Here is a 23,962-nt window from a genome sequence, read left to right as displayed (position 1 = left end):
GCTCTATGAGCGCTGCCATCGTCATTAGCTCCCTTCTAGCCCAACATCCCTTGGGCATAGGCCAGCTCGGCGTTTATCACCGAACCCCCTGCCCCTCCTCGGATGGTGTTATGAGAGAGGAGGAACAACTTGAGGTACTTATCCTTCTTTCGCACCCGTCCCACGGTGACCGCCATCCCCTTGGCCCTAGCGGGCTCGCCCGCGTTCACATCCCATAGGGGCTGAGGGCGGTCAGGCTCCTCACGCACGATGATGGGATGCTTGGGGGCTGAGGGCAGATCCAGACGCTGCGGTTCACCGCGGAAGTCTCTCATCACGCGCATGCACTCCTCCAGGTTAGCTTCTCTCCTGGTCTTCACCGTCAAAGCCTCCAGATGGCCGTCGTGCACGGGCACCCTGGCGCATGATGCCAGCACCTGTATCTCTGCCTTGTGTATCTGGCCGAGGTGATAGGTTCCCAGGATCTTCGCCGTCTCCTCCTCCATCTTCTCCTCCTCATTCTTTATGTACGGGATGACGTTGGAGAGGATATCCAATGAAGGCACGCCTGGATAGCCTGCGCCGGAAACGGCCTGATACGTGCTCACGACCACCTGCTCCACACCGAAGGCATCCTGCAACGCCCTCAGGGGAAAGACCATGCCTGTGGTGGAACAGTTGGCGTTGGTGACGATGAATCCCCCACGGGGGTAGGTCCTCTGCTCCTTGACGATCTCGAGATGCTCAGCATTCACCTCGGGGACGAGGATGGGGACGTCGGCATCCATGCGATGGGCGGAGGCGTTGGAGAAAACCGCAACTCCCGCCTCCGCCAGTTTGGTCTCCACTTCCCCTGCGACCTCGGAAGGCAGCCCCGAGAACGCCACCCTGCAGTTCTTGGCTATCTTGGGGATATCGATCTGCTCTATTCTGCGCTGCAGAGTCTCAGGCTTGAAGATGTGATCCTTGACCTTATTCACCTCGGCCAGCCTCTTCCCCTCCGATCTCTCCGAGGCATACAGCCCTTCCATCTCGAACCAAGGATGCCCTTCCAGCAGCTGCACGAAGCGCTGACCTATCATGCCTGTCGCTCCCAGGACCGCTACTCTCACCCTGCTCATTCTGTCCCTCCGAAATATTTCCGTCCCGTCTCCATAAGACGCTCGAACTCCTCTCCTTCCTCGGCCATGGCCGCCTGGCGGACCTCATCCAGCGATCTGACCATAAGGTCGAAGGACTCTCGCGTATGCGGATTGAGATGCTGTATCTCATAGTAAAGCTCTGGGTTCTCCATGGCCACCCGAGCAGCGGTGCAGGCCTGATGGCGGAAGGTAGTGGAGGCAGCCCTATCCAGCTCCTCGCGCGAATAACCACTCTTGCTCAAGGCGGTAAAGAAGGCTAAGTTCAGGGCGTGTGACATGCCTAGCACTATGGACATGAGCCGGTCATGCTCCTCCACCTTGATGGTGTGGACGTTGGCCCCAGTGTCGGAGAAGAGGGCCTTGGCCCCTTCCGTCCCCTCCGAGGAGCCGCAATCGCATATCAGTATATTCTTGTCCAATATGGAGATGGTCTCCGGACCGAACATGGGATGGACCGAAGCGATAGTGATACCTTTATCCACAGCCTTCCTCAAGGCAGGGAGGATGGGGTCCTTGATGGAGCATATGTCGAACACCAATCCCTTAGGCTTAAGGGCTATAACCTTCTCCAGCATGTCCTTGGAATTGGATATGGGGGTGGCAAGCACCACCACGTCGGCGCGCGACACCGCCCTCTTGAGGTCGTTCTCATAGGGGAAGAAGGTGGAGGATACTATGTCATTTACCATCACCTTGTGGCCTTGCGAATCGAAATGCCGACAGAGCCAGGCGCCCATCTTCCCTGAGCCTCCTACCACCGTAATCCTCCTTGGCTCGGCATGGGGAATGCGGAACTGCGCGTCCACGCTCTCATGGACTAGTATCCGGGCGATGCGGCGAGCCGCCTCCTCCGATATCCCTGCCTGTTTGGCCCTGGAGACGTAGCGAGCCTCCACCTGCTCCTCCACCCGCACATGCCTCACCGGCATGCCCTTGCCCACCTTATACTGCCCCATCTGCAGGGCCAAGCGCATGCGCTCCGCGATCAGGTCCATTATCTGGTTATCCACTTCCTCTATGTGCCATCTAATGGCATCGACGTTGTCTGGCAATGAAGCCCCCCCTTATCATCAGGTCCACCAGCACCAATGCCGTGGCCGCCTCCACGACCACCACGGCGCGAGGCACTATGCATGGGTCATGCCTTCCCTCGATTTTAAGCATGGCCTCTTTTCCCGCGCTAAGGTCCACCGTCCTCTGCTCTCGGGGAATGGAAGCGGTAGGCTTGAAAGCCACCTTGAAATCCAAGGGCATGCCGTTGCTCATCCCTCCCAGCACGCCGCCAGCGTTATTGGTCGTCGTCACCACCTTCCCTCCCTCGAAGCGATAGGCGTCATTGTTCTGCGACCCCCTAAGTCTGGCAGAGGAGAAGCCGCTGCCGAACTCCACGCCCTTCACCGCGGGAATGGCGAAAATGAACTTGGCCAGCTCCCCATCCAGGGTGTCGAAGAAGGGCTCACCCACTCCCACGGGCAACCCTTCCGCCAGGCAGCGCACCACCCCTCCCACCGAGTCCTGCGCTTCCTTGGCCGCCAATATCGCGGAGTACATGCGCCTATCGAGCTCGTCGCTGGCGGCGCGCGTCGGCCTCTTATAGACAACATCAAGTACATCTTCCAGGCGCCGCTCCTGGTAGTCGACTACTTCGCCTATCGAGAGGGTGTAGGCAGCGATCCTCACGCCCCCCTCTGCCAGCACCGCCTTGGCGATGGCCCCTGCCGCAACTAAAGGCGCGGTCATGCGCCCTGAGAACTGGCCTCCGCCGCGTATGTCGTGCGCGGGGCCGTATTTCATGAGAGCGGGATAGTCTGCATGCCCCGGTCTCGGCCTGGTCGAGAACTCTGCGTATTTGGAGCTGTCCTGGTCCTTATTGACTATGAAGATCTGTATGGGCGCGCCGGTGGTTTGCTCCTCCCAGATGCCGGATTGCAGCTGCACCATATCCTCCTCTGCCCTGGGAGTCCCGATCTCTGGAGAAGGGCGGCGCCGCTCCATCTCCCTCTGCACCATGTCCTGGGTGAGGGTGATGCCAGCAGGACAGCCATCCACCACACAGCCGACCCCTACTCCATGGCTGCTGCCGAATAGGGTCACACGAAAGCTATGGCCATAGCTGTTCATTCCACCAGCCTCATGTCTGCCCCTAGGCTTCTCATGTCCTCCAGGAATCTAGGGTATGATATCCTGAAGCATTCGCCATGCGTGATGGAGGTGGTTCCCTGCGCCACCATGGCTGCCACCGCCGCGGCCATGAGTATGCGGTGGTCCTCGAGAGAGTCCACGATGGCACCGTGCAGTCTTGCAGGGCCTTTTGTCAAGCAGCCATCCCTGGTCTCGCGCACCTCCGCCCCCATGGCCTTGAGGAAGTTCGTGGTGGCGCGGATCCTGTCGCTCTCCTTAAGGCGCACATGCTCAGCATTGACGATCTCCGTCGTGCCCTTGGCCTGGGTGCCTATCACGGCCACGATGGGGAACAAGTCGGGAGCGTCCGCCAGGTCCACCGTTATGCCTTCAAGCTCGCCCTGAGACACCCTAATCGAGCTCTGCCCCCTCCTCACCTCCGCTCCCATCTCCTCTAGGATGTCGACGATGCGCTTGTCGCCCTGCCTGTCCTGGGGATCCAGGCCAGTCACGGACACACCTCCGGTTAACGCTCCAGCGGCCAAGGGAAAGGCGGCGGAGGAGTAGTCGCCCGGAACACGATAGTTCTGAGGAGCGTATCTCTGCCGCCCCTCCACCACAAACCCCTTCTCATTCATCTCCACCCTGGCCCCGAAGGTGCGCATCATGCCCAGGGTTATCTCCACGTAAGGCCGGGATTTCAGGGGGCTGGTGAGCTCTATCTCCGTGTCCACCTCTTTCAACGCGGAGGAGATGAGCAGGGAGGAGATGAACTGCGAGCTCACATCCCCTTTGATGCTGCATCTGGTGCCTTTATTCGGCCCTCTCACCACCAAGGGTGCCAATCCATTCCCGCGGGTAGAGAAGCATTCCACTCCCAGCTGGCGCAATGCATCAATCAGGGGTTGCATCGGCCTCTTGCGTATGGAAGCATCGCCTGTGAGTACGGTGGCACAGGGAAGCAAGGAAGCTATCCCGGCCATGATGCGCATAGTAGTTCCTGAATTCTCGCAATCTATGACATCCTCGGGGCAGCTCAGCCTCCCCCCATCCATGATCACGTTCGGTCCCTTGATCTCCACCTTGGCCCCGAAGGAGCGCGTCGCGCTCAAAGTGGCCAGGGTATCACCGCTGAGCAGCACCTCCTTTATTTGCGAGCGCCCGTCGGCGAGCAGTCCAAGCGCCAGCGCCCGATGCGAATAGCTCTTGGAAGGGGAGGCGGTGATAGTACCGCTGGCCTGAGATGGATTTACCACCAGCCTCATCTCTTGACCTCCGGTTGGTAAAGTTCTGCCACCATGATTTCCTCGGGTAGGAAGAGCTCTCTTATCATTCCTACTTTTTCCCGTTCCACCAGAATGACCGTGGCTGGTCCTGTGCCAGATAGGCCCGCGGCATAGGCGCCCGCGCCTAAGGCGCGATACATGGCATCCAGGCTCTGTCCCAAGGCAGAGGAATAAGCCAGGGAATTGATGAGCATGGCCTCGGCGTAACGGCCTTTACGGGCGCGCTCGAAGGCCGCCTCGGCGGCGGGGGCGATGGCTCTTATCCTATCCAAGGGTAGGGAGGACTTGCGCACCTGATAACCAGGGACGTGTATCACGGCTACCAGGCCTGCCGGGAGTAAGTCCTGTCTCACCACTCTCTCCCGCCTGTTGTCCGTGAGCACCACGCCTCCCAGCATGGAGGCGCAGGCGTCGTCGAACGCTCCTGTGACCGACACCTTGGCCTCGATGGCGCTCTTGGTGCCGATGCGCACCGCCTTAAGGGGGTCCACCTTTATTCCTAATGCTTCATAAGTTGCCAGGACCACGGCGTTGGCCGCGGCGCTGGAGCTCTTCAGCCCGCGGGAGATGGGTATCTGCGACCTGGTCGTCACCGTGGCTCCGTAACCTTGCCTCGGCGCCTCCCGGTTGAGCACGTTGAGTACGCATCTCTCCACCAAAGCGGTAGGCTCCCCCTCGAATCCCTCGATGATCACATTTATCTTCTTGCTGTAGTCCAGCTCTACTTCGGCTTCAGTAATCAGGTTCAAGCCGAATGCTGCCCCTTTCCCCGCGGCGATGGCGTTGACTATGGTCCCCGCTCCATGCGACCTGCCCTTCCCCTTCATGCCCTCGCCTCCCTTATGGCGCTGAGCATCACCTCAACTCCTACCTGGGCATCGGTCCAAAGAGCGAAGGAACGCGCCGCTTGATGCACCAGCATGCTCTCTCCATTGGCCGTTATAGCCCCTCTTTGTTTAGCGAACCTGAGAAGCTCGGTCTCAGGAGGATTGTAGATGGTATCCATGACGAACTGGCCTGGCCGTAGGGTCTCGATGGGTAGGGGTAGCTGCTTCGGGAATCCCTCCATCCCCACGGGGGTGCAATTGATGATGATATCGAATTCCGTTTTCCGCAAAGAATCCTCTCCCAGCGCTGCGCATCCCTGGAAGGCTTTGGCGAGCGCCTCAGCTCTCGCCTGGGTGCGGTTGTATATCCAAACCTCCGCGCCCGCGGAGGTAAGAAAGGAGCAGGCCGCCCTGGCCGCTCCTCCAGCCCCGATGACTAGGGCCCTCTTGCTGCGGGGCTCTATGCTCTTCTCCTTGAATGTGCTCTCTATACCGTACACATCTGTGTTATGGCCTATCAGCCTACCTCCCCTGACCACCACCGTGTTCACCGCGCCCACCACCTCTGCCGACGAGTCCGCCTGATCCAAGAGAGGAATGATGGATTCTTTATAGGGGATGGTGACGTTGAATCCCTTGATTTCATATTCCAGTACCACATCGATGAAATCCTCCAGCTCTTCGGGGGGGAGGTCGAAGCGAAGATACTTGCCTGAAATCCCAGCGGCTCTCAGCGCAGCCTGGTGCATGGTGGGTGAGAGGGTATGGCCCAAGGGATGACCTACTATCCCCAGCACGATAGAGTCTTTAGAAAAGGAACGCATGGTAGCCAGGTCGATCTGTCCCGGTGCTGTCTCCTTGCCTTTGCACAAGGAGGCGTAGGTGAAAGCGCATCCAAGGCGATCAGCGCGGATCCGCGTCAGCTCTCCCATCTCACCCATACCTATGAGGACGAATTGCTTGCCCGTGGCGGAGTACATCTTGGCCGCTCGGGCCAAGCTCAGCAAATCCCTCGCCCCCCTGATCATGAAGGCCGCTTTAGGCAACGCCTCCTTGGAGGAAGCCAGGACCAGCTTCTCCACGATGCTTGACGGCGGAGGCGTGCCGCTAAAATCATGATAGGAGCAAATCATGCTCGCCCTCTTCAGCTCCCGGTAGCGGTGCTTCATGAGCTGCGAGCCAAGCTCAGCGTCCAGAAGGTCGAAGCCAGAGCGAAGGCACTTGCGGAAGAAGCGCAGCCTCTCTTCTTCCCCTCCTTCGAATCTACCCCCATGCGAAGCCAGGCGCAGCGTGGCTATCTTGGGAATATCGATTCTCTTAAGGCACGCGAGATCCTGAGGAAGGGAGGGCATGGCGTCAAATCTTATCTCCACCAGATCAGCTCCTCCTTCCTTGGCCGCTTGGACGGCTTGGGCCGCCGCTTTCAAGTCCTGCTCCATTACAGAAACGCATATCTTGCTCATAGTTCGGTGATCGTCTCCGTTATGGCCTGGCCGAAGTGCCTTCCCCCTTCTTCCACCTTGACTAATATCTCCTGTCCCGGCTTGAGGTCAGAGATAGAGATGGGACCTTGAGGGGAGCATAAGCGTATGGTCTCGGCGTTCTGCAGTATGGTGGTGAACCTCCTCTCCCCCACCTTCACCTCCACCAGCAACAGCGGGCGGCGCTCTATCTTCGCCCTTCCCACCACCACGGCGCGCCCCCTCCCCTCCGAATCCACCGCCAGCACCTCATCTCCGCTCCTTATCTCGGAGAGATAGCGCGTCTTACCTGAGGGGGTGAGGATGTAAGCGTGCACCGCACCGGCATTGACCCTGAAAGGCCTGGAGGCCACATACTCACTCTCTAAGCTCTCCGAGCAGACCAGGAACAAGCAGGCGGATTGCGAGCCTACCAGCATCCCCTCGCCCACGCGCAGCATAGAGCAGGTGTCCACACACACCCTGTCCCCCACTCCCGCCGGTGCGATCCTGCTCACCACGGCTTTGCTCAGCTGCATCTTAGGCAGCTCCTGTTCCCGCAGCACCTGGAAATCCTTCAGCTTGGAAGGTGACGAGGGCTGGAGCACCACGCCCGACACCCCTACCTCCAGGGTAGCTAAGAATAGCTTCGCTTCCTCAGGGGTGGAGGCCACGGCCATTATCTTCGTCCTCGACTTCTGGAACTCGGCGATGAGGTTCTCCAGAGGGATGACGCGCCAGTCTTTGGCCTCTACCATCAGATGCTCCACCTTGTCCTTGAGGGCATAGGCTCGCTTCAGGTCCTCGTTGGAGCTCACCTCAATAAGCTCGCCCACCTTCTCCTCCTCCAGCAGCAGGTCCTTGCCCTTCAGGACGATAGCGTCGAACCGTCCCAGGCGCTTGAGCTCCTTGTCCTCCTGGCGGATCACTATCTGCACGTACCCCGCTTCCAAGGCGCTGGAGGTCGCCTTCTTGCGCTCTTCGTAGGTGGTCAGGTGGTCGGTCCTGACCCAAATGATCTTGGGCATGGCTGATCACTTTAAGAACTTGAGCGCTTCCTCGACCTCCATGTCATCCAGCACTATGGAGGAGATGGCGCGCGTGATGCCCACCACGTTGCGATGCTGGAAGATGTTGCGGCCTATGCTCACTCCCTTGCCGCCCGCCTCTATGGAGTCCTTGACCATTTGCAGAAGCTTCTCATCCGAGTCCATCTTGGGGCCTCCGGCGATGACCACGGGGGCCAAGGCTCCGCGCGTGACCTCGCGGAAAGTATCAATGTCACCAGTATAGTTGGTCTTGACTATGTCCGCCCCCAATTCCGTGGCCACACGAGCGCATTGCTTCAGCAGCTCTACGTCGAAGGCGTCCTTGATGTCCTTCCCCCGGGGATATGCCATCACAAGCAGAGGCATGCCCCATTCGGCACAACTCTTCGAGACCTGCCCGATGTCCTTGAGCATCTCCGGCTCATCCTCATTGCCCAGGTTGACATGGACGGAGACTGCGTCCGCGCCTATCCTTATGGCCTCTTCCACCGTGGCCACCAGCACCTTGTGATTGGCCCATGAGCCAAGATTAGTGGAGGCGGATAAGTGGAGGATGAGACCGATGTCGCGGCCGTAAGAGCGATAGGAATAGGGAACGGCCCCTTTGTGGAGCACTATGGCTGTGGCCCCTCCCTGGGAGACCATGTCAATGGTCCCGCGAAGGTCCACCAGGCCCTGTATGGGCCCCATGCTCATACCATGGTCCATGGGGACGATGACCGCTCGCCCCGTCCCTCGGTCGATGATCCGCTCCATGCGCACGTTCTTGCCAAGCAGCATTGTCATGCACCCCTATTCCGCACCGTGTCAATATGTATCACGCATATATCCCTTTCGTAGGTTGGTCCTCTTCGTGAGCAAGTAGATATGATGAATGCTAAGGTTGGTGCCACCTTATAACCTTGTGCTTGGAGAGGCCATATGCCTTTCCTGACCTAATCTGGACATCCGGCTCGATCCGTAACAGCTCATTCCACGAGAAAGAGAAGAGTGTTGAGCTTCTCATTCTCCTTCTGCGAGATTCAAATCTCATCATTCTTCTTAACCTAACCTTTTTTAAATATTCATAATAAGATAATATCCTGGAAGCCCTAGATGATATGGTGGGATTCGGAATCCTCAAATCCAAGTGTCCTTGGTGTGATTTCCTACCTCGAAAACGACTAAATAGAAGCTGAAAATGCCTAAAACGGGGCATCTCAGTGCGAAGAGGGTGTAGAAATTTCGTCCTATGAAAGCCATTTTTTCTTATCTTTTATTTGCAAAAACCAATAGCTTACAATTTATCAATTAAAAGGTTGGTTGAAAGACGATTCTTATGTGGAAATTGTATAATGGCTTGATTGCAGATCATGATATTAGAGCTGATTTCTAATACCGTTTTTGCATCAGTCGGGTCTTGGAAAATTCTATCGATGCTAAACTGGAACTTCGGTTGGAAAGAAAAACCTTCGAATACTACAGCAGCCATCTCATTTGCGTAGGCGGAACCTGGAACCTACTGAAATACGTAGCAATGGAGAAACTGCCCTTTATTCCAACAGAAAGCGAAATCGATCACCTAATCGTCAGACACGAAAACAAAACAAGCGCCTTTCTTCAACTCCTAGAAAAACAGGCGCAAGATGTGGGCGAAGCGTGGCAATTCAAATGGACAGACATCGACATCGAGCGCAACACTGTAGGAATAACGCTAGAAAAGCATAACAACTCAAGAACACTCAAAATCTTCCAATGCATAAAAGAATGAGTTTACTTGGCCTATCGAAAACCTCAAAATGCGTCTTCAGCGGAACCAGTTGAAAATCACCACGAACTTATTGGAAAGTGGCAGAAAATCGCAGCAATAGGCAGCAAAAAACCGCGCCTAACAAAATCATCTTTCACACGCTACGCCACCGGAATGCAACCATGGAGTACCACAAACCCCTCAACATACTCCACATTATGCAAATCTCTTGGTCGCGGTAACATCACGAACATCCTCAAATACACCCAGATAATAAACTTCACATACGAGGAATACAACGTAAAAGCAGCCTACACAGAATAAGAGCTATCCAGCTTTCGAAAGCAGGCTTCGAGTACATCTGCGATTATAATCAAAACAAAATCTTGAGAAAAAGTGAATTAATCATCACCTCTCGCCTTAACGAAAATGGTGGGGTCTTTCCGTTATGGGCGGATCGGTTTTGAAGCTCAGAATCGATAGCGACTTCTATGTAAACCCATTTTTTGAGACTTACGATGGTTAATTATTATTTTATTCTTGATGTTGAAAACTTTATTAGTATGGGTAGCCATACTAGGTATGGGTACCCAAACATGTATTTTGATCCACGGCCAAAAACAAAAAAAGAAGATCTATACAATCGTGAGAAAGAACTTAAACAGTTTTTCAAGGCAATTTCTTATTCATCTTTGATTGTGGTTACTGGTCTTCGTCGGACGGGAAAGACGTCTTTTGTCAACGTTGCGTTAGTTGAGAGTGATTGCCCTTTTGCCATTTTGGATTTGCGCGGATTGCCTTTTAATCCTTCTTATGCTGATATTGTCCGGAGATTGGAAGCAGCTTTTAGACAGATTAATCGAAAATGGCTCTCTGATTTTTCAGAGGCTTTAAAACATTTGAAGGGCGTGTCATTTCTTGGTAACGAGTTGAGCTTCGAGTGGGGTAAGGCAGGAGTGGACCTGGCTGAGCTTTTCAGTGAGATCGACAAGTGGGCTGAAAAGAAGAACAGAAAATTTTTGATTGCATATGACGAAATCCAGGTTATTCGTGGAGATAAGTGGATGCTCCATTTTCTTGCACATGTTGTTGACTCTTACCATAATATTGTGGTCGTGGTGACAGGTTCAGAGGTTGGCGTCTTGTTTGATTTCCTGGGTCTTGATCAACCTAACTCTCCTTTGTACGGAAGACATTTTGTTCAAGTTCAAATGACAAATTTCTCTGCCAGTACGGCAAAGGACTTCCTTGTTTCTGGGTTTAGGCAGATCAAGCTGGAGCCCAGCGCTGAATTGTTAGAGTACGCTGTCAAAAGGCTAGATGGGGTTCCGGGGTGGCTTACGCTGTTTGGTGTAAGGTGTCGAGACAGAAATGATTGTTCAAGGGAGCTTGTAGATGAGGTTGCTTCTGAGGCTGGAAAACTAGCGAGGGAAGAGGTTTTGAAGATTGTGGCCTTGTCTCGGCGTTATGGTGCTACTCTGAATTTTCTCGCGAGAATAGGTCCAGCCACTTGGTCGCAAATTAAGTCTGTGATTGAGACCAAGGAGGCGCGATCAATAACAAATCATGCTGTTACAACCGTTCTTAAAAATCTGTGTAATATGGGCATAGTAATGAGGATTGACAACAGATATGTGATATCTGATGTACTTTTAAGTGAAGGGATTAGAGAGGATCCTCTGCCTGAATAGTTATTTTTGGTCATGGAAGCTGAAACATGGTTAAAGGAATTCAGGGGTAGGGGTACCCATACAAAGTATGGGTGGGCATACTTTTATGTTTCAAATTTTTCGCGAAATTAACAAAGTCAGCTAGGAAAAGGCATATAACACAAAAAATCTGGGAGGCTGAATGGGGTCTTTGGTTTGTGACACCTTGTTGGGCGCTACAGACAATGCTGACCCGACAATTCTGATTAAAGGCGGAAACATGGTAGTCTACATTAAGTAAGCCCACCTCCAACAGTTCTCGCTTTTTCCTTTTTTCAATCTTTTCAGGCGGTTTAAATGGTATTTCTTACCTTAAGAACGACTGGAATGAAGCTGAAAGGGCTCTAATCCGGGCAACTCGTTGCAGAGGAGAGGTTACGGACCCGATCTTTTGAAAGTCTCTTTCCTTTCTTATTTTTCTGAAATCTTCAATGCACGCTCCCAATGAACTTCGCTAAAACCAAGAGGATGAATTTATGAGGCTTGATAAACAAATTGACACATGGTCGTTTTGACTTTAGAAAAAAGCAAAAAAGCATCAAAATGCGATTAAAAGTATATTCATCGTTATCGTTAGCGTTATTCCAGAACAATACTTATCCCAATTCTTGAAAAAAATAGATTTCAATAACTTATATAAATTACAATGGTAGGAAAGATGAGAAATTGAGCAGGGAATTTTTAAGCGATGAAGTGGGGTTATTCAGTTTACAACAGGAATATCTAAGGATCTTCGGCGGGACACGTCTTTTCACAAAACTAGCCGAGATGGAATGAAGGCCTGAGGCGGGGAATGGGCGCAACATTCATGATGGCTCGAGCGCTCGCCCCGCTCAGCATCCCCTCGGCTTTTTTTCCAGCCAATCCTTGACCGCTTGCAGCAGATCGATGAAGGTGGCGCGCGCAGGCATCACGTCCACCCTTATCCCGTAGGACTCCAACGTCTCTTTGGTGGGAGGGCCTATGGCTCCTACTATCTTAGCGGATAAGGAGCGCATCACTGCATCCATGCCAGATCTCGAGGACCAAGTATCCAATAGGATGCGGGCTGAAAGGGATGAGGTGAACAGGAAGACATCCACCTCTCCCCTCTCGCCATGATCGATCAGCCGCTGCAGATCCTCCGCTCCCTCGCGTCTCATCAGGGAATAGACCACCACTTCGTCAGCCTGCAGTCCGGCTTGCCTGAGCCCTGGAAGCAAGGCGCCCGAGCCCTGATCGGAGCGCAGTACGTAGCATCTGGCTCCAGGTCGTGACAACTTTTTGGCGTATTGCACCAGGCCTTCGGAAGTGAACTCCTCGGGAATGCCCTCTGCGTGCAACCCTTCCTTCTCCAGCTTCCTGCATGTCGCGGGTCCGATGGCCACTATCTCGGTTCTTCGGAGGTGCCGGAGGAAATCCTCCCTGGCAGATCGGCGCTGAGCCAGATCCAGGGCTGACTGCACCGCTGTGGCCGAACTGAACATGACCAGATCCACCCTCTCCTTCCGCAGCTCATCCAAGAAGAAGTCGAATGCCTCGCTGTCCCTGAGCTCTATCTCGATGGGCGATGCGCATATGGCTTGGAAGCCGAACTGCTCAGCTAAGCGCATGGACTCCTCAAGCCTGTCCTGGGGGCGCATTATGGCCACCAATGTCATGCCAGATCCCCCAAGACCTCGCGCATGCGCGCCACCTCGCCCACCACGATCACCGCTGGTGCTCCCATCCCCAGCGACTCGCACACCTCTGCTACATTCCCCAGAGTGGCCACCGCCGTCCTCTGCCCTGGTAGGCTCCCTTTCTCCACCACTGCCACGGGGGTCCTACGGTCCATCCCCGCTTCTATCAGGCGCTGCATGTTTTTTCTCAAATTGGACATGCCCATGAGGATCACCAGGGTCCCCCCTGCCTTCCCCACCTGGGCCAGGGCTCCCCAATCTATGGACTCCTCCTCCTTCTCCGCGCTCTCATGCCCGGTGACGAAGGTAACATGGGAGGCCATCTTCCTGTGCGTTACAGGTATCCCAGCCATGGCGGGCGCGGCGATGGCGCTGGTCACGCCTGGTATGAGGTGTACCCTGAGGCCGGCGCGCCGCAAGGCCTCCGCCTCCTCACCTCCTCGTCCGAAGAGGAAAGGGTCGCCACCTTTCAAGCGCACCACCTTTTTACCTTCCCTGGCCTTCTTCACCAATAGCTCATTTATTTCCGCCTGCTCCGCCTTATGGCCGCAGCCGCGCTTGCCCACATCGATGACCTCGGCCTCCTTGGGCGCCTCGTTCAGAAGCGCCTCCCCTATCAAGGCGTCGTGCACCACCACCTCGGCCCGCCGCAGCGCTTCCAGCCCCTTAAGCGTAAGAAGGCCTGGATCCCCGGGGCCTGCCCCTACCAGGAAGACCTCGCCCGTTTGAGCGCAGGTGTCACGTGCGCTCTCCTGGAACCTCCGCAAAAGTTCTTGGGCGAAGCTCTCCAGCCCCTGCTCGTCGCCAGGCTCGAGGTCGGCCTCGGAGGAGACGAGGCGCCCCCCCTCCTCATCCATCATCTGCGCCCTGATGGACATGCCGCGTTCGGTCAGTCTGGCCAGCACTCCTATAGGAAGATAGCAGCCTCCTCCCAGAAGACCTAGGACTCTCCTCTCCGCCTCCACTTCTATGCGGGTGGGGAAATGGTCGATGCGCCTGAGCTGATCGAGGAAGCCACAGCCCTCGGCGCACACCACCGCTATCGCGCCCTGGCCTGCCGAGGGCACGAACACCTTAGGGTCCAGCGCATGACAGCGCACCTTCAGGTCCAATCGCTCCAGGCCTGCCTTGGCCAGCACAATGGCATCGTATTCACCCTCGCGCAGCTTCCTCAATCGTGTGGTCACATTGCCTCTGAGATCCTTGACCGTGAGATCGGGGCGAAGCCTCCTGAGCACCGCGGCGCGCCTTACGCTGGAGGTCCCCACTACCGCTCCTGGAGGGAGCTTCTCCAAGGGTTCTTCTGACACCAGCACATCTTCCACCGGCCCGCGGGGCAGAACGGCCGCGATCACCGTTCCCGGGGTAAGGGCCACTGGCATATCCTTGAGGGAGTTGACTGCGGCGTCTATCTCTCCCTTCAATATAAACTTGTCCAGTTCCTTGGTGAACGCTCCTATCCCTCCTAAAGAGCGGAGCGGTCGGTCCCTGACCTCGTCCCCTGTGGTGCGCACCTTCCTCAGCTCCACCTTGAGCTCAGGGCAAGCCCTCGCTAAGGCCTCCATCACCATCCTTGCTTGTGCCATCGCCAGGCTGCTGCCCCTCGTGCCCAGGATCATCAGCGCACCTCCTGCAATGAGGAAGCGTAGGCCTCCACCGTCCTCCTCACATCAGCGGATGAATGCGCTGTGCACAGGAAGCAGGTCTCCCATTGGGAAGGGGGAAGATAAATGCCATGGTCTAGTAGGAAGCGGAAGAGGCGCATGAATCTCTCGCCGTCGCAAGTGAGGGCGGAGCGGTAATCCCGCACTTCATGTCGCGTCAGGAACAATTGGAACATGGAGCCGATGCCCTGCACTTGGAATTCCAGGCCGAGTTCCCGGCAGACGCGGGCCAGGCCTGCGCGCATCTCCTCTCCTCTCGCATTCAGATGTTCATGCCCCTCTCGAGCCAAGGCCTTGATGGTATGATAGCCGGCGGTCAAGCTCATGGGATTGCCGCTGAAGGTCCCTGCTTGATACACCTTGCCCAAGGGGGAGATGAAGGACATGATCTCTTTGGAGGCACCGAAGGCCCCTATGGGCATGCCCCCTCCCAATATCTTGCCCAGAGTGGTTATGTCCGCCCTCACCCCGAAAAGCTCTTGCGCCCCGCCCAGGGCCAAACGGAATCCCGTTATCACCTCGTCGAAGATCAGCAGCGCACCATGCTCGGTGCAGAGCTCCCTTAGCCCCTGCAGATAACCTTTCTCAGGCAGCACCGGCCCGATGTTTCCCAGCACTGGCTCAAGAATAACAGCCGCGACCTCCTCGCGGTTCGTTACCAGAAGCTGCCGCACCGCTTCCAGGTCATTATAGGGAGCGAGCAAGGTTTGGGATGCCACTTCTTCCAACACTCCCAGTGAGTCGGGGGCGCTATGAGTGGTGGCGCCCGAGCCCGCCCGGACCAGGACAGCGTCATGCGCTCCGTGGAAGCCGCCTTCGATCTTGACGATCTTTTTGCGCTGAGTGTATCCCCTGGCTAAGCGCAAGGCATGCATGGTGGCCTCGGTACCAGAGGAGACGAAGCGCAGCATCTCCACGTTGGGATAGTAATGTGAGATCATCTCGGCCATGCGCGCCTCCATTTCTATCGGCGCGCCATATAGGGTGCCTAGCTCTGCCTGGATCTGCAATGCCTTTACTACCTCTTCAGGCGCATGCCCCAGTATAAGAGGACCGAAGCCCAGGCAGTAGTCTATGTACTCATTCCCATCCACGTCGTACAAACGAGAGCCTTTTCCCCTCGAGATGAAGATGGGATAGGGAGCGAAGGCCCGCACCGGGCTCGACACCCCACCGGGAAGCAGAAGCTTGGCCTTCTCGAAGCATTGGCGGGAATGCTCGGTATTCACCAGTCACCCTCCTTAAGCGCCCGCGCCGCTTCTAAGGCGTGATATGTGATGATGATGTCGGCACCCGCTCGCTTGATGCTGGTGAGCACCTCCATCATGCCCCTTCGCTCCTCTAAAATCCCCTGTGAAGAGGCTAACTTCAGCATGGAGTACTCTCCCGAGACATTGTAAGCGGCAATGGGAGCAGGGAATCTTTCCCTGGCCCTGCAGATCACGTCGAGATACGGCAGGGCTGGCTTGACCATAAGGATATCTGCCCCCTCATTCAGATCCATCTCCATCTCCCGCAGCGCCTCTCGAGCGTTGCCTGGGTCCATTTGATGCGTGCGTCTGTCGCCGAAGGAGGGTTTCGAGGCCACGGCATCGCGAAAAGGTCCATAGAAGGCGGAGGCGTACTTGGCTGAATAGGACATGATGCCCACCTCCTCGAAGCCAGCTTCGTCCAGTGCATGTCTTATGGCTCGGACCTGACCATCCATCATGCCGCTCGGCGCCACCATGTGCGCTCCTGCCTTAGCCTGGCTCACCGCTATCCTGCCATAGAGTTCCAGGGTGGCATCGTTGTCCACCCTGCCCCCCCTCACCAGGCCGCAGTGGCCATGCGAAGTGTACTCGCAAAGGCAAAGGTCGCAGACGACGGTGAGTTGGCAATCGGACCTTATGCTCTTCACCGCTCTTTGCACCGGGCCCTGCTCTTCCCAGGCCCCGCTGCCCTCCTCGTCCTTATGCTGCGGCACCCCGAAAAGCAGCACCGATTGTATACCAAGCCGCTCTGCCTGCTTAGCTTGAATGGAAGCTTCGGAAGGGGGAAAGGCTTTGACTCCAGGCATGGAGAGGATCTCACGCGGCTCTTCCAACGTTTCATCCACGAATATGGGAAGCATGAGGTCCTCTACCCTCAAGGATGTCTCCCTTACCATCCGCCTAATGCTCTCTCTGCCCCTCAAACGTCGCAATCTCGTCTCTGGGAACATGCTTGGGTTCCTCCGCCTTGAATAGCTTCATCACCATGAGAGAGAGGTGGGGGTCCCCTATGCGCGAGGCCCCTTTAAGGTAGTCAGTAGGATCGGCCAGGAACCGGTTGATCAACGCCTCTGCCAAGTCATCCATGACTTCCTTGGGGTCGTCGCCCGCCCTCAACCTCCTGGCGGCCTTCTCCACCTCCCTTTCCTTGATGCCGTTGAATTTGGTGTAAAGGCATTTTATGGCCATTTCTGCTGAAAGCTCGTCCAGGCGGGTGCGCAGCTTCTCCATCTCCTCGGATATGATGCGCTCCGCGTCCTTGACCTCCGCCCTGCGCTTGCGCAGATTCTCCATGGCCACGTCCCTGAGTCCGTCAAGGTCGTAGAGCTGCACCCCTTCCAGCTCGCCTACCTCAGGGGCCACGTTGCGCGGCACGGAGACATCAATGATAATCATCGGCCTACCCTTCCTCAGGGACATGGCTGGGGCTATATGCCTTGGCTCTAGGATGTTGTGCGTGGCGGAGGTGGCGCAGATGACCACATCGCTCTCCGCCAGGAATTCGGTGAGGGAGTCGAAGCGCACCGCCTTGCCGTTGAGGGCGAAGGCCAGCTCCACCGCTCGAGAGTAGGTGCGGTTGGAGACGAAGACCGCTTCCGGCCCCCGGCCCATGAGATGCCTGGCGATGAGGGTTGCCATCTCCCCGGCCCCGATGACCAGTACATTCTTGCCTCGCAGATCTCCCACCTTGCTCTCCGCCAGCTCCACAGCTGCTGAACCAATGCTCACAGACCCCTTGTTCAGCCTGGTCTCGGCTCGCACCTTCTTCCCTACTTGGATGGCTTTACGGAAGGAGAGGGAGAGCAGCGGCCCGATGCACCCCTCCTTCTCGGCCAGCTCGAAGGCCTCCTTCACCTGCGATTGTATTTGATCTTCTCCTACGATCATGGACTCGAGGCCTGAGGCCACTCTAAGCAGATGACGCACGCTCTCCAGCCCGTCCAGGTATTGCACCAGGTTCTCCGAGCTATCGAAGGGCACGAAAGAGTTGATATAGAGCTCAAGAGCCTTCCTAGTGGCGGCCCAGTTGCAGGTGGCGGTGTAGATCTCCACCCTGTTGCAGGTCTTGAGTACCGCGCACTCCCTCACACCAGGGAGCTGCCTGACCGCACTTAGCATGTCTCGGGCGCTCTGCTTGCTTGCCATCTCCAGCTTGCCCATGTCCGCCCGCTTGTGCGTGATGTGAGCGCTAAGAATGCTATCCATCTCTCTCCCTCCATTTCGAAACGGCCAATTCGAACGCAGCCTGGGAGTTTGTTCTCAAAGCATTCCATACCTCATCGTCCTTGAGAACACTCCAAAGGAAGTCCTCCCTCCTCTCTTGTCCTTTGATGTTCTCTTTGGCCCAGGAGCGCAGCTTCTCTTGCAGCCTGACCATGTCCTCGAACTCCTTGGGGATCGATTGCTCCAGCCATTCTCGTATAAAGCGCGACATGGCCGGGCTGCGGCCTTCGGTGGAAACGGCAATGATGAAACCATCCCTGCGCACTACTGAAGGTATCAGGAAAGTGGACATGCCATCTGCTCGATTGCACCATTTACCCCTCACCTTGGCCTCCCGCTCGATTTGAGAGTTCAGCTCCTCGTCGTCCGTTGCCGCCACCACCATGTCAGCCGTACTAACGAATGCGGAAAAGGACTCATGCAGGTCAGCCTGCACGAACTGAGCGCCCGATACCTCAGAACGAGGAGCTTCCCTGTCGACCAATCGAACCTCAGCCTCCTGAGAGAGGTATCTGGCCTTCCGAAGCCCCACCTTGCCTGCCCCCAAGACTGCGATCCTCTTCCCTCTGAGGTCCAATAGCAAAGGAAGCATGAGTATCACGACCGAGCCGAATCATAACATCCGATATTATATGATTTCACTGCGCGTCTGAACAATCTAACTTTCCCCCGGATTTCGGTTGGATGATACATCCAACAATTATTTAAGTTAGTTGGAGGATACATCCAATTAATGGACCTCAAGGAGGTGGACAGGCTCAGGGGAGGCCCTACTCAGGAAGAGGTGATACATGTGGCCTTGGGCAAGCTGCGCCTTAGGCCGGACGACGTCTTCCTAGATTTGGGCTGCGGCACCGGTGCGGTGACCCTCGCGGCCGCCAGGTCATGCGCTAAAGTACATGCGCTGGACATGAGGCCTGAGGCGGTCGAGCTCACCAGGAGAAAGGCTGAGGAGGAAAGGCTGAGCAACGTCCAGGTGTGGCAGGGTGAGGCCCTGGACATCCTTCCTCGCATTGGCAGATTGGACGCGGCCTTCGTGGGAGGCTCGAAGGGCCTGGAAGGGATAATAAGAGCGCTGGTTTCCCAAGTGAGAAGGCGCTTTGTGATCGCCGCGGTGAAGATAGATACCCTGCATAACGCGCTGAGCTCGCTCAGCTCTATTGGCGCTTTGGAGGAGGCGGTCCACCTACAGGTAAACCGCTCCTACCCCATAGCCGGCGGTCACATGTTCAAGCCTATCGATCCAGTTTATCTTGTGATTGGGAGGGGTGTATGATGCTGGTGGCCGTGGGACTGGGCCCAGGGGAGAGCGATCTTCTCACCTTGAGGGCCATCGATCTGCTTAAGAGGGCGGACAAGGTCTTTGTCCCCGGCAAGATCGCCGCTCAGATAGTCTCTCCCTACGCACAGCCAGAGATTCTCGATTTCCCTATGACCGAGGATGAGGAAGAGCTGCAGGAAGCCATGAGGCGCAACGCGGACGTCATTGCCCCCCATGCCAAGGAAGGTCTGGTGGTGTTGGGGATATTGGGGGACCCCAATTTCTTCTCCACTTACAATCATCTGTACTCCGCTCTCAAAGAAAGATATCCTGAGGTGCAGTGCCGTGCGGAGCCGGGCATCAGCTGCATCACCGCCTTCGCCTCCCGCCTCAATCTGGCCGTGGATCAAGGTCTTGAGGTATCCGATGGTACGGAGCCGACCTGCCTGCTCCTGTTGAAGGTCAGGAGGCCGAGGGAGGCAGCGGCCAAGCTGCGTCAGCAGGGATACAAGGAATTCTTCCTAGCGGAGAGGATGTACATGCCAGGGGAGAAGATATATCGAGGGGAGGAGCTGCCGGAGCGTTCCGACTACATGAGCGTGCTTTTCGCGAGGAAGTGAGGATGGCCAGAGTTTTCTTCGTAGGTGCTGGGCCGGGCGATCCGGACCTGATAACGTTGAAAGGCGATGAATTGCTGAGGAGCGCTGAGGTGTTGGTGTACACAGGCTCTCTGGTCAATCCTGAGCTAATATCCAGATCCTCAGCCCCAATAAAGGTAGACAGCTGGGGCATGAGCCTGGAGGAGATAGTAGAACTGATGGCGAAGGAGGCCAAGGAAGGGAAGAAAGTGGTAAGGCTGCACAGCGGCGACCCCTCCATCTACGGCTCGATCGTGGAGCAGATGGTCGAGCTGGATAAGAGGGGGGTGGACTACGAGGTGATACCAGGCGTCTCGTCGCTCTTCGCCGCCTCCGCTGCCCTTCGTACGCAATACACTTTGAAAGGAGTGTCGGAAGCGCTCATAATCACCAGGCCCAGCGGACAGACTTTGGAAGACGACGAGCTGGAGGAGCTTTCGGCCCACAAGGCATCCTTGGTTATCTTCCTGGGCTCGGACCGAATTGAGGAGGTGGTCTCCAAGATCAGGAGGCCGCCAGACACGCCCGCGGCTGTGGTATATCACGCGTCCTGGCCGGATCAGAAGGTGATCGTGGGGACATTGTCAGACATCGCTGAGAGGGCGAAACGGGAAGGGATCTCGCGCTCCGCGCTCATCATCATCGGTGAGGTGGTCGATCCAAAGCTCCGTTACGAGAGGTCGGTGCTGTACTCATGAGGACAGTGGTAGTGCATGCGAGTCACGAAGAGGCAGCCGTGAGGGTCGCTCGTGCTCTGGGAGCCGATACGCGCCCTCTTGAGGGCAGCGCTCTGGAGGAGGCATTCCAGGAGTACGAGGCGGTGGTGGCCATCATGGCCGTGGGAATAGTCTTGCGCAAGCTCTGCCCTCTTTTGAAGGATAAGTGGAGGGACGCGGCCGTGGTGGTGGTGACGCCGGACATGAGATTCGCCATACCTTTACTGGGAGGGCATCACGGGGCTAACAGGATAGCGAGGCAGCTTTCCTCGTTAGGCATGATACCTGTAATATCCACGGCGACAGACGCCCTAGGCCGCGAATCCGTGGAGGAGCTGGCTTATCGTTTCGGAGCGGACGTGGTCAACAGATCCTCCACCCTTTCGGTAAATTCAGCTTTTCTCAAGGGCGATGTGCCCGTGTACGCCATCCACGGTCCTGCAATGATTCTGGCGGGAGAAGGCGTCTCCTTCTTGGTGAGGAAGGGAAGGTATTGCGTGGGCATCGGCTGCAACAGGGGCGTGACTGCAGAAGAGGTTAGGGAGGCAGTGTCCTCAGCCTTTCAAGAGGCGAAGATTAGTCAGGAAGATGTCTTCGCCTATGCCACCACCGAACGCAAGCAGGACGAGAAAGGGCTAGTACAAGGAGTGCGCCTCCTGGGCGGCAACCTGTTGTTCCTCGACGACGAGACGCTGAATTCGCAGCAGGGATGCTCCTCGTCCAAGGCGGAGATGATCGGGCTGAAGGGCGTGGCCGAACCGGCGGCGCTGGCGATTTCGAGGCACAAGAGATTGGTCCTGGAGAGGAGGGCGAGGGGCAATGTCACAGTCGCCATCGCGGAGTGAAAGCAAAGGCAAGCTCTATGTGGTGGGGACAGGCCCGGGGGACGTAGGGCTCCTGACTCCCCAAGCACGTCAAGCTATTAGGATAGCGGACGTGGTCCTGGGGCACAAGCTTTATCTAGACCTGGTGAGGGACGAGCTGGAGGGAAAGGAAGTAATCTCTTCTGGCATGGGGAGAGAGGTGGAGAGGGCCAGAGAGGCATTGCGTCTGGCCAAGGAGAGGACAGTGACTCTGGTGAGCGGTGGGGACGCGGGGGTCTACGGGATGGCCAGCATAGTGCTGGAGCTGGCGGAGAGAGAGGAGCCGGGAATTGAAGTGGAGGTGGTGCCAGGGATAACCGCCGCTAGCGCGGCCGCGGCACGCCTGGGCGCGCCTCTTTCAGGCGATTTCGTGGTGATATCGCTGTCAGACCTCCTCACTCCCTGGGAGGAGGTGGAGCGGAGGCTGGACTTGGCCTTTGAGATGAAGGTGCCCGTGGCCATGTACAATCCGCGCAGCCGGGGGAGGAGCGGAAACCTAGCCAAGGCGCTCGCTATCGCTCTCAAGCACCTCTCCCCGCAGACGCCGGTGGGGGTGGTGCGCAACGCCTATCGTCCGCAGGAATGCGTGTTCATTACCACTCTAGGTCAGCTCTGCGAGGACGATGGGATGGTGGATATGCATTGCACGGTCATCATCGGGGGGGAGAATAGCAGGATCTGGAAGGAGGGGAATCATGTCAAAGGGATCATCACGCCGAGAGGATATCACAGAAAGTATGTATATTGACCTGGGCGCGGACACGCCAGAGGGTCGTTCCATCTCATGGCGAAGCCGAATGCTCGCCCGTGAGAGGGTAGGGGATCAAAGCCCTGAGGACCGCATACGTCAAAGATGCTCCGTGGCGGTGGGCGACTTCGCCATGGCCGACCTGCTGCGCTTCCAGCACGACCCTGTGGGCGCGGGCGTCAGGGCGCTCAAGGTGGGCGCGCCCATCTTCGCGGACATTCGCATGGTCCAGGTGGGCATACAGAAGAAGGGGCATCGGAGCCAGGTGGATTGCCTGCTGGAATACGGGGAGGATCTGGCACAGGAGAGGGGCATAACCCGGAGCAGCGCGGGCCTTCATAGTCTCAGACCTCGCCTCGACGCTTCAATAGTGGTCATCGGCAACGCTCCCTCTGCCCTCTTGGTGCTTTGCGAGCTCATCAAGGAAGGGGTCAGGCCGGCTCTGGTGATAGGCTGTCCCGTGGGGTTTGTGAATGCCGCGGAATCCAAGGAGGAGCTGAGGCGCCTTGACATCCCCTCCATCTCTACCGAGGGCACCAGGGGAGGCACGCCGGTGGCCGTGGCGGCCATGAACGAGATAATCACCATCTTCGCTGAGGGCCAAAGAGAATGAGGGACCCGGTGACAGGCTACGAATACCCCGAGGAGTGGGTGCGAAAGTGCAAGGACCCCGCTGAGCTGAGCCTGGCGAAGAGCGGATTAGGCGTCCTGCTCGCCGATGGCAGAGTGCTCAGGAGGGGGTTCACCACCGGGACCACGGCCACGGCCGCGGTCAAGGCCTGCATACTATCATTATTAAACCACGTGGACAGGGTGGAGGTGGAGCTGAACTGCGGCCTGAGGGTGGAGGTTGAAGCGGAAGGTGATAATGGCATAGGCCAGGCCGTAAAGTATGCCGGCGATTATGTGACTGATGTTACTGCCAACATCGAGCTCCAGGCCAGATATCTAGGAGAGGCGAAAATGCTGGAGTTGCAGGCGGGAGAAGGGATAGGAAGATTGAGTCGAGACACTCCACTCTATCAAAAGGGCCAGGCTGCCATCTCTGCCAGTGCCATGTCGCAGATAGCAAGGAACGCGCAAATCGCCTTCTCCGCCGCAGGGTTGCCAGGCGCCAAGGTGGAGCTGAGTGCTCCAAGAGGCGAGGAGGTGGCAGCGCGTACCCTCAACCCTCGCATGGGCGTGGTGGGAGGCATCTCCATACTGGGCAGCACCGGCCTGGTGGAGCCGTGGGACGACCATCTAGGCCAAACGGTGATGGAGAGGGTGCGCAAGGCTGACAAGGTCGTGCTCACCACCGGGCGCATCGGCCTGAATCATGCCAGGCGCATGTTTCCCAGGCATGAGTCGATCCTGGTAGGCGTAAACATCGAGAAGGCTCTGCAAGAGGCGAGAGGTGAAGTCGTTCTTCTAGGTCTCCCAGCGCTCATAATGAAATTCATTGATCCGGAAGTGCTGAACGGAACGGGCGCGGCGACGGTGGAGGAGCTCATGCAGCATCCTGAGGGGAAAGCAGTACTAGAGCGCACTCTGGACAGGTTCAAGGAAAGATATCCTGTCGTAGGCATCGTGGTGGTGGACAGGAGCGGAAGGGTTCTAGGGGAGAGGGCGTGAGAGCGATGTTCCATTCTTT

24 protein-coding genes are annotated in these 23,962 nt (G+C 56.7%); 10 read left to right on the top strand and 14 right to left on the bottom strand.

Annotated elements, in window-relative coordinates; all coding sequences use genetic code 11:
• Positions 1 to 35 precede the first annotated feature (35 nt).
• Genes asd through QW520_00200 form a run of 8 tightly spaced genes read right to left on the bottom strand, consistent with a single transcriptional unit; the run spans position 36 to position 8,650 of the window.
• Positions 36 to 1,100, bottom strand: coding sequence for an aspartate-semialdehyde dehydrogenase (gene asd, locus QW520_00235; GenBank protein ID MEM0448239.1), 1,065 nt, complete (start codon positions 1,098 to 1,100; stop codon positions 36 to 38).
• On the bottom strand, positions 1,097 to 2,173 hold the full coding sequence (locus QW520_00230) for a prephenate dehydrogenase/arogenate dehydrogenase family protein (protein MEM0448238.1): 1,077 nt from the start codon (positions 2,171 to 2,173) through the stop codon (positions 1,097 to 1,099). Before QW520_00230 ends, asd begins: the two co-directional genes overlap by 4 nt.
• Positions 2,148 to 3,242, bottom strand: coding sequence for a chorismate synthase (gene aroC, locus QW520_00225; GenBank protein ID MEM0448237.1), 1,095 nt, complete (start codon positions 3,240 to 3,242; stop codon positions 2,148 to 2,150). The genes QW520_00230 and aroC overlap by 26 nt, the downstream gene beginning before the upstream one ends.
• Positions 3,239 to 4,507, bottom strand: a complete 1,269-nt coding sequence (aroA, locus tag QW520_00220; GenBank protein ID MEM0448236.1) for a 3-phosphoshikimate 1-carboxyvinyltransferase — start codon at positions 4,505 to 4,507, stop codon at positions 3,239 to 3,241. Before aroA ends, aroC begins: the two co-directional genes overlap by 4 nt.
• Positions 4,504 to 5,355 carry a shikimate kinase gene (locus QW520_00215; GenBank protein ID MEM0448235.1) on the bottom strand — a complete coding sequence of 284 codons (852 nt, stop codon included), beginning with the start codon at positions 5,353 to 5,355 and terminating at the stop codon, positions 4,504 to 4,506. Before QW520_00215 ends, aroA begins: the two co-directional genes overlap by 4 nt.
• Positions 5,352 to 6,818, bottom strand: coding sequence for a shikimate dehydrogenase (aroE, locus tag QW520_00210; GenBank protein MEM0448234.1), 1,467 nt, complete (start codon positions 6,816 to 6,818; stop codon positions 5,352 to 5,354). Before aroE ends, QW520_00215 begins: the two co-directional genes overlap by 4 nt.
• Positions 6,815 to 7,843, bottom strand: coding sequence for a 3-dehydroquinate synthase II (locus tag QW520_00205; GenBank protein ID MEM0448233.1), 1,029 nt, complete (start codon positions 7,841 to 7,843; stop codon positions 6,815 to 6,817). Before QW520_00205 ends, aroE begins: the two co-directional genes overlap by 4 nt.
• Before the next feature lie 6 nt (positions 7,844 to 7,849).
• On the bottom strand, positions 7,850 to 8,650 hold the full coding sequence (locus tag QW520_00200; GenBank protein MEM0448232.1) for a 2-amino-3,7-dideoxy-D-threo-hept-6-ulosonate synthase: 801 nt from the start codon (positions 8,648 to 8,650) through the stop codon (positions 7,850 to 7,852).
• A gap of 613 nt (positions 8,651 to 9,263) precedes the next feature.
• Here QW520_00200 and QW520_00195 point away from each other — a divergent pair.
• The 3 genes from QW520_00195 (at position 9,264) to QW520_00185 (ending at position 11,284) form a co-directional block, all read left to right on the top strand.
• Entirely contained in the window at positions 9,264 to 9,614 is a 351-nt protein-coding gene (locus QW520_00195; GenBank protein ID MEM0448231.1) for a hypothetical protein, read from the top strand.
• A gap of 6 nt (positions 9,615 to 9,620) precedes the next feature.
• On the top strand, positions 9,621 to 9,917 hold the full coding sequence (locus QW520_00190; GenBank protein ID MEM0448230.1) for a hypothetical protein: 297 nt from the start codon (positions 9,621 to 9,623) through the stop codon (positions 9,915 to 9,917).
• Positions 9,918 to 10,111: 194 nt separating this feature from the next.
• Positions 10,112 to 11,284: an ATP-binding protein gene (locus QW520_00185; GenBank protein MEM0448229.1), complete on the top strand. Its 1,173-nt coding sequence runs from the start codon at positions 10,112 to 10,114 to the stop codon at positions 11,282 to 11,284.
• A gap of 851 nt (positions 11,285 to 12,135) precedes the next feature.
• Here QW520_00185 and QW520_00180 read toward each other — a convergent pair.
• From QW520_00180 to QW520_00155, 6 genes are read right to left on the bottom strand one after another with little or no spacing between them, the layout of a single operon-like run.
• The gene (locus QW520_00180; GenBank protein ID MEM0448228.1) at positions 12,136 to 12,942 is read right to left on the bottom strand and encodes a uroporphyrinogen-III synthase; all 807 of its coding nucleotides are present in this window, start codon (positions 12,940 to 12,942) and stop codon (positions 12,136 to 12,138) included.
• On the bottom strand, positions 12,939 to 14,582 hold the full coding sequence (gene cobA / locus QW520_00175) for a uroporphyrinogen-III C-methyltransferase (protein ID MEM0448227.1): 1,644 nt from the start codon (positions 14,580 to 14,582) through the stop codon (positions 12,939 to 12,941). Before cobA ends, QW520_00180 begins: the two co-directional genes overlap by 4 nt.
• Positions 14,582 to 15,856: a glutamate-1-semialdehyde 2,1-aminomutase gene (hemL, locus tag QW520_00170; protein ID MEM0448226.1), complete on the bottom strand. Its 1,275-nt coding sequence runs from the start codon at positions 15,854 to 15,856 to the stop codon at positions 14,582 to 14,584. The genes cobA and hemL overlap by 1 nt, the downstream gene beginning before the upstream one ends.
• Positions 15,853 to 16,830: a porphobilinogen synthase gene (gene hemB / locus QW520_00165; GenBank protein MEM0448225.1), complete on the bottom strand. Its 978-nt coding sequence runs from the start codon at positions 16,828 to 16,830 to the stop codon at positions 15,853 to 15,855. Before hemB ends, hemL begins: the two co-directional genes overlap by 4 nt.
• Positions 16,781 to 18,085 (bottom strand): glutamyl-tRNA reductase, encoded by a 1,305-nt coding sequence (hemA, locus tag QW520_00160; protein MEM0448224.1) that lies wholly within the window; start codon positions 18,083 to 18,085, stop codon positions 16,781 to 16,783. The genes hemB and hemA overlap by 50 nt, the downstream gene beginning before the upstream one ends.
• Entirely contained in the window at positions 18,078 to 18,695 is a 618-nt protein-coding gene (locus QW520_00155; protein ID MEM0448223.1) for a bifunctional precorrin-2 dehydrogenase/sirohydrochlorin ferrochelatase, read from the bottom strand. Before QW520_00155 ends, hemA begins: the two co-directional genes overlap by 8 nt.
• 141 nt (positions 18,696 to 18,836) lie before the next feature.
• On the opposite strand from QW520_00155, the gene cbiT reads away from it, so the two are divergent.
• From cbiT to QW520_00120, 7 genes are read left to right on the top strand one after another with little or no spacing between them, the layout of a single operon-like run.
• Positions 18,837 to 19,379: a precorrin-6Y C5,15-methyltransferase (decarboxylating) subunit CbiT gene (gene cbiT, locus QW520_00150; GenBank protein MEM0448222.1), complete on the top strand. Its 543-nt coding sequence runs from the start codon at positions 18,837 to 18,839 to the stop codon at positions 19,377 to 19,379.
• Entirely contained in the window at positions 19,376 to 19,984 is a 609-nt protein-coding gene (locus QW520_00145; GenBank protein ID MEM0448221.1) for a cobalt-factor II C(20)-methyltransferase, read from the top strand. The genes cbiT and QW520_00145 overlap by 4 nt, the downstream gene beginning before the upstream one ends.
• Before the next feature lie 2 nt (positions 19,985 to 19,986).
• A complete protein-coding gene (gene cobM, locus QW520_00140) occupies positions 19,987 to 20,700 on the top strand; it encodes a precorrin-4 C(11)-methyltransferase (GenBank protein MEM0448220.1) in 714 nt (237 codons plus the stop codon).
• A complete protein-coding gene (gene cbiG / locus QW520_00135; GenBank protein MEM0448219.1) occupies positions 20,697 to 21,563 on the top strand; it encodes a cobalt-precorrin 5A hydrolase in 867 nt (288 codons plus the stop codon). The genes cobM and cbiG overlap by 4 nt, the downstream gene beginning before the upstream one ends.
• Complete coding sequence (gene cobJ, locus QW520_00130; GenBank protein MEM0448218.1) at positions 21,538 to 22,329, top strand: precorrin-3B C(17)-methyltransferase; 792 nt, start codon at positions 21,538 to 21,540, stop codon at positions 22,327 to 22,329. The genes cbiG and cobJ overlap by 26 nt, the downstream gene beginning before the upstream one ends.
• Entirely contained in the window at positions 22,277 to 22,942 is a 666-nt protein-coding gene (locus QW520_00125; protein MEM0448217.1) for a precorrin-8X methylmutase, read from the top strand. The genes cobJ and QW520_00125 overlap by 53 nt, the downstream gene beginning before the upstream one ends.
• Entirely contained in the window at positions 22,939 to 23,943 is a 1,005-nt protein-coding gene (locus QW520_00120; GenBank protein ID MEM0448216.1) for a cobalt-precorrin-5B (C(1))-methyltransferase, read from the top strand. The genes QW520_00125 and QW520_00120 overlap by 4 nt, the downstream gene beginning before the upstream one ends.
• Positions 23,944 to 23,962 lie beyond the last annotated feature (19 nt).

The organism is Methanomassiliicoccales archaeon (assembly GCA_038740345.1).
Lineage (GTDB): Archaea > Thermoplasmatota > Thermoplasmata > Methanomassiliicoccales > UBA472 > JAJRAN01.
The sequence above is the reverse complement of the archived record's forward strand: the minus strand, read 5'-3'. Positions and strand labels throughout refer to the sequence as shown.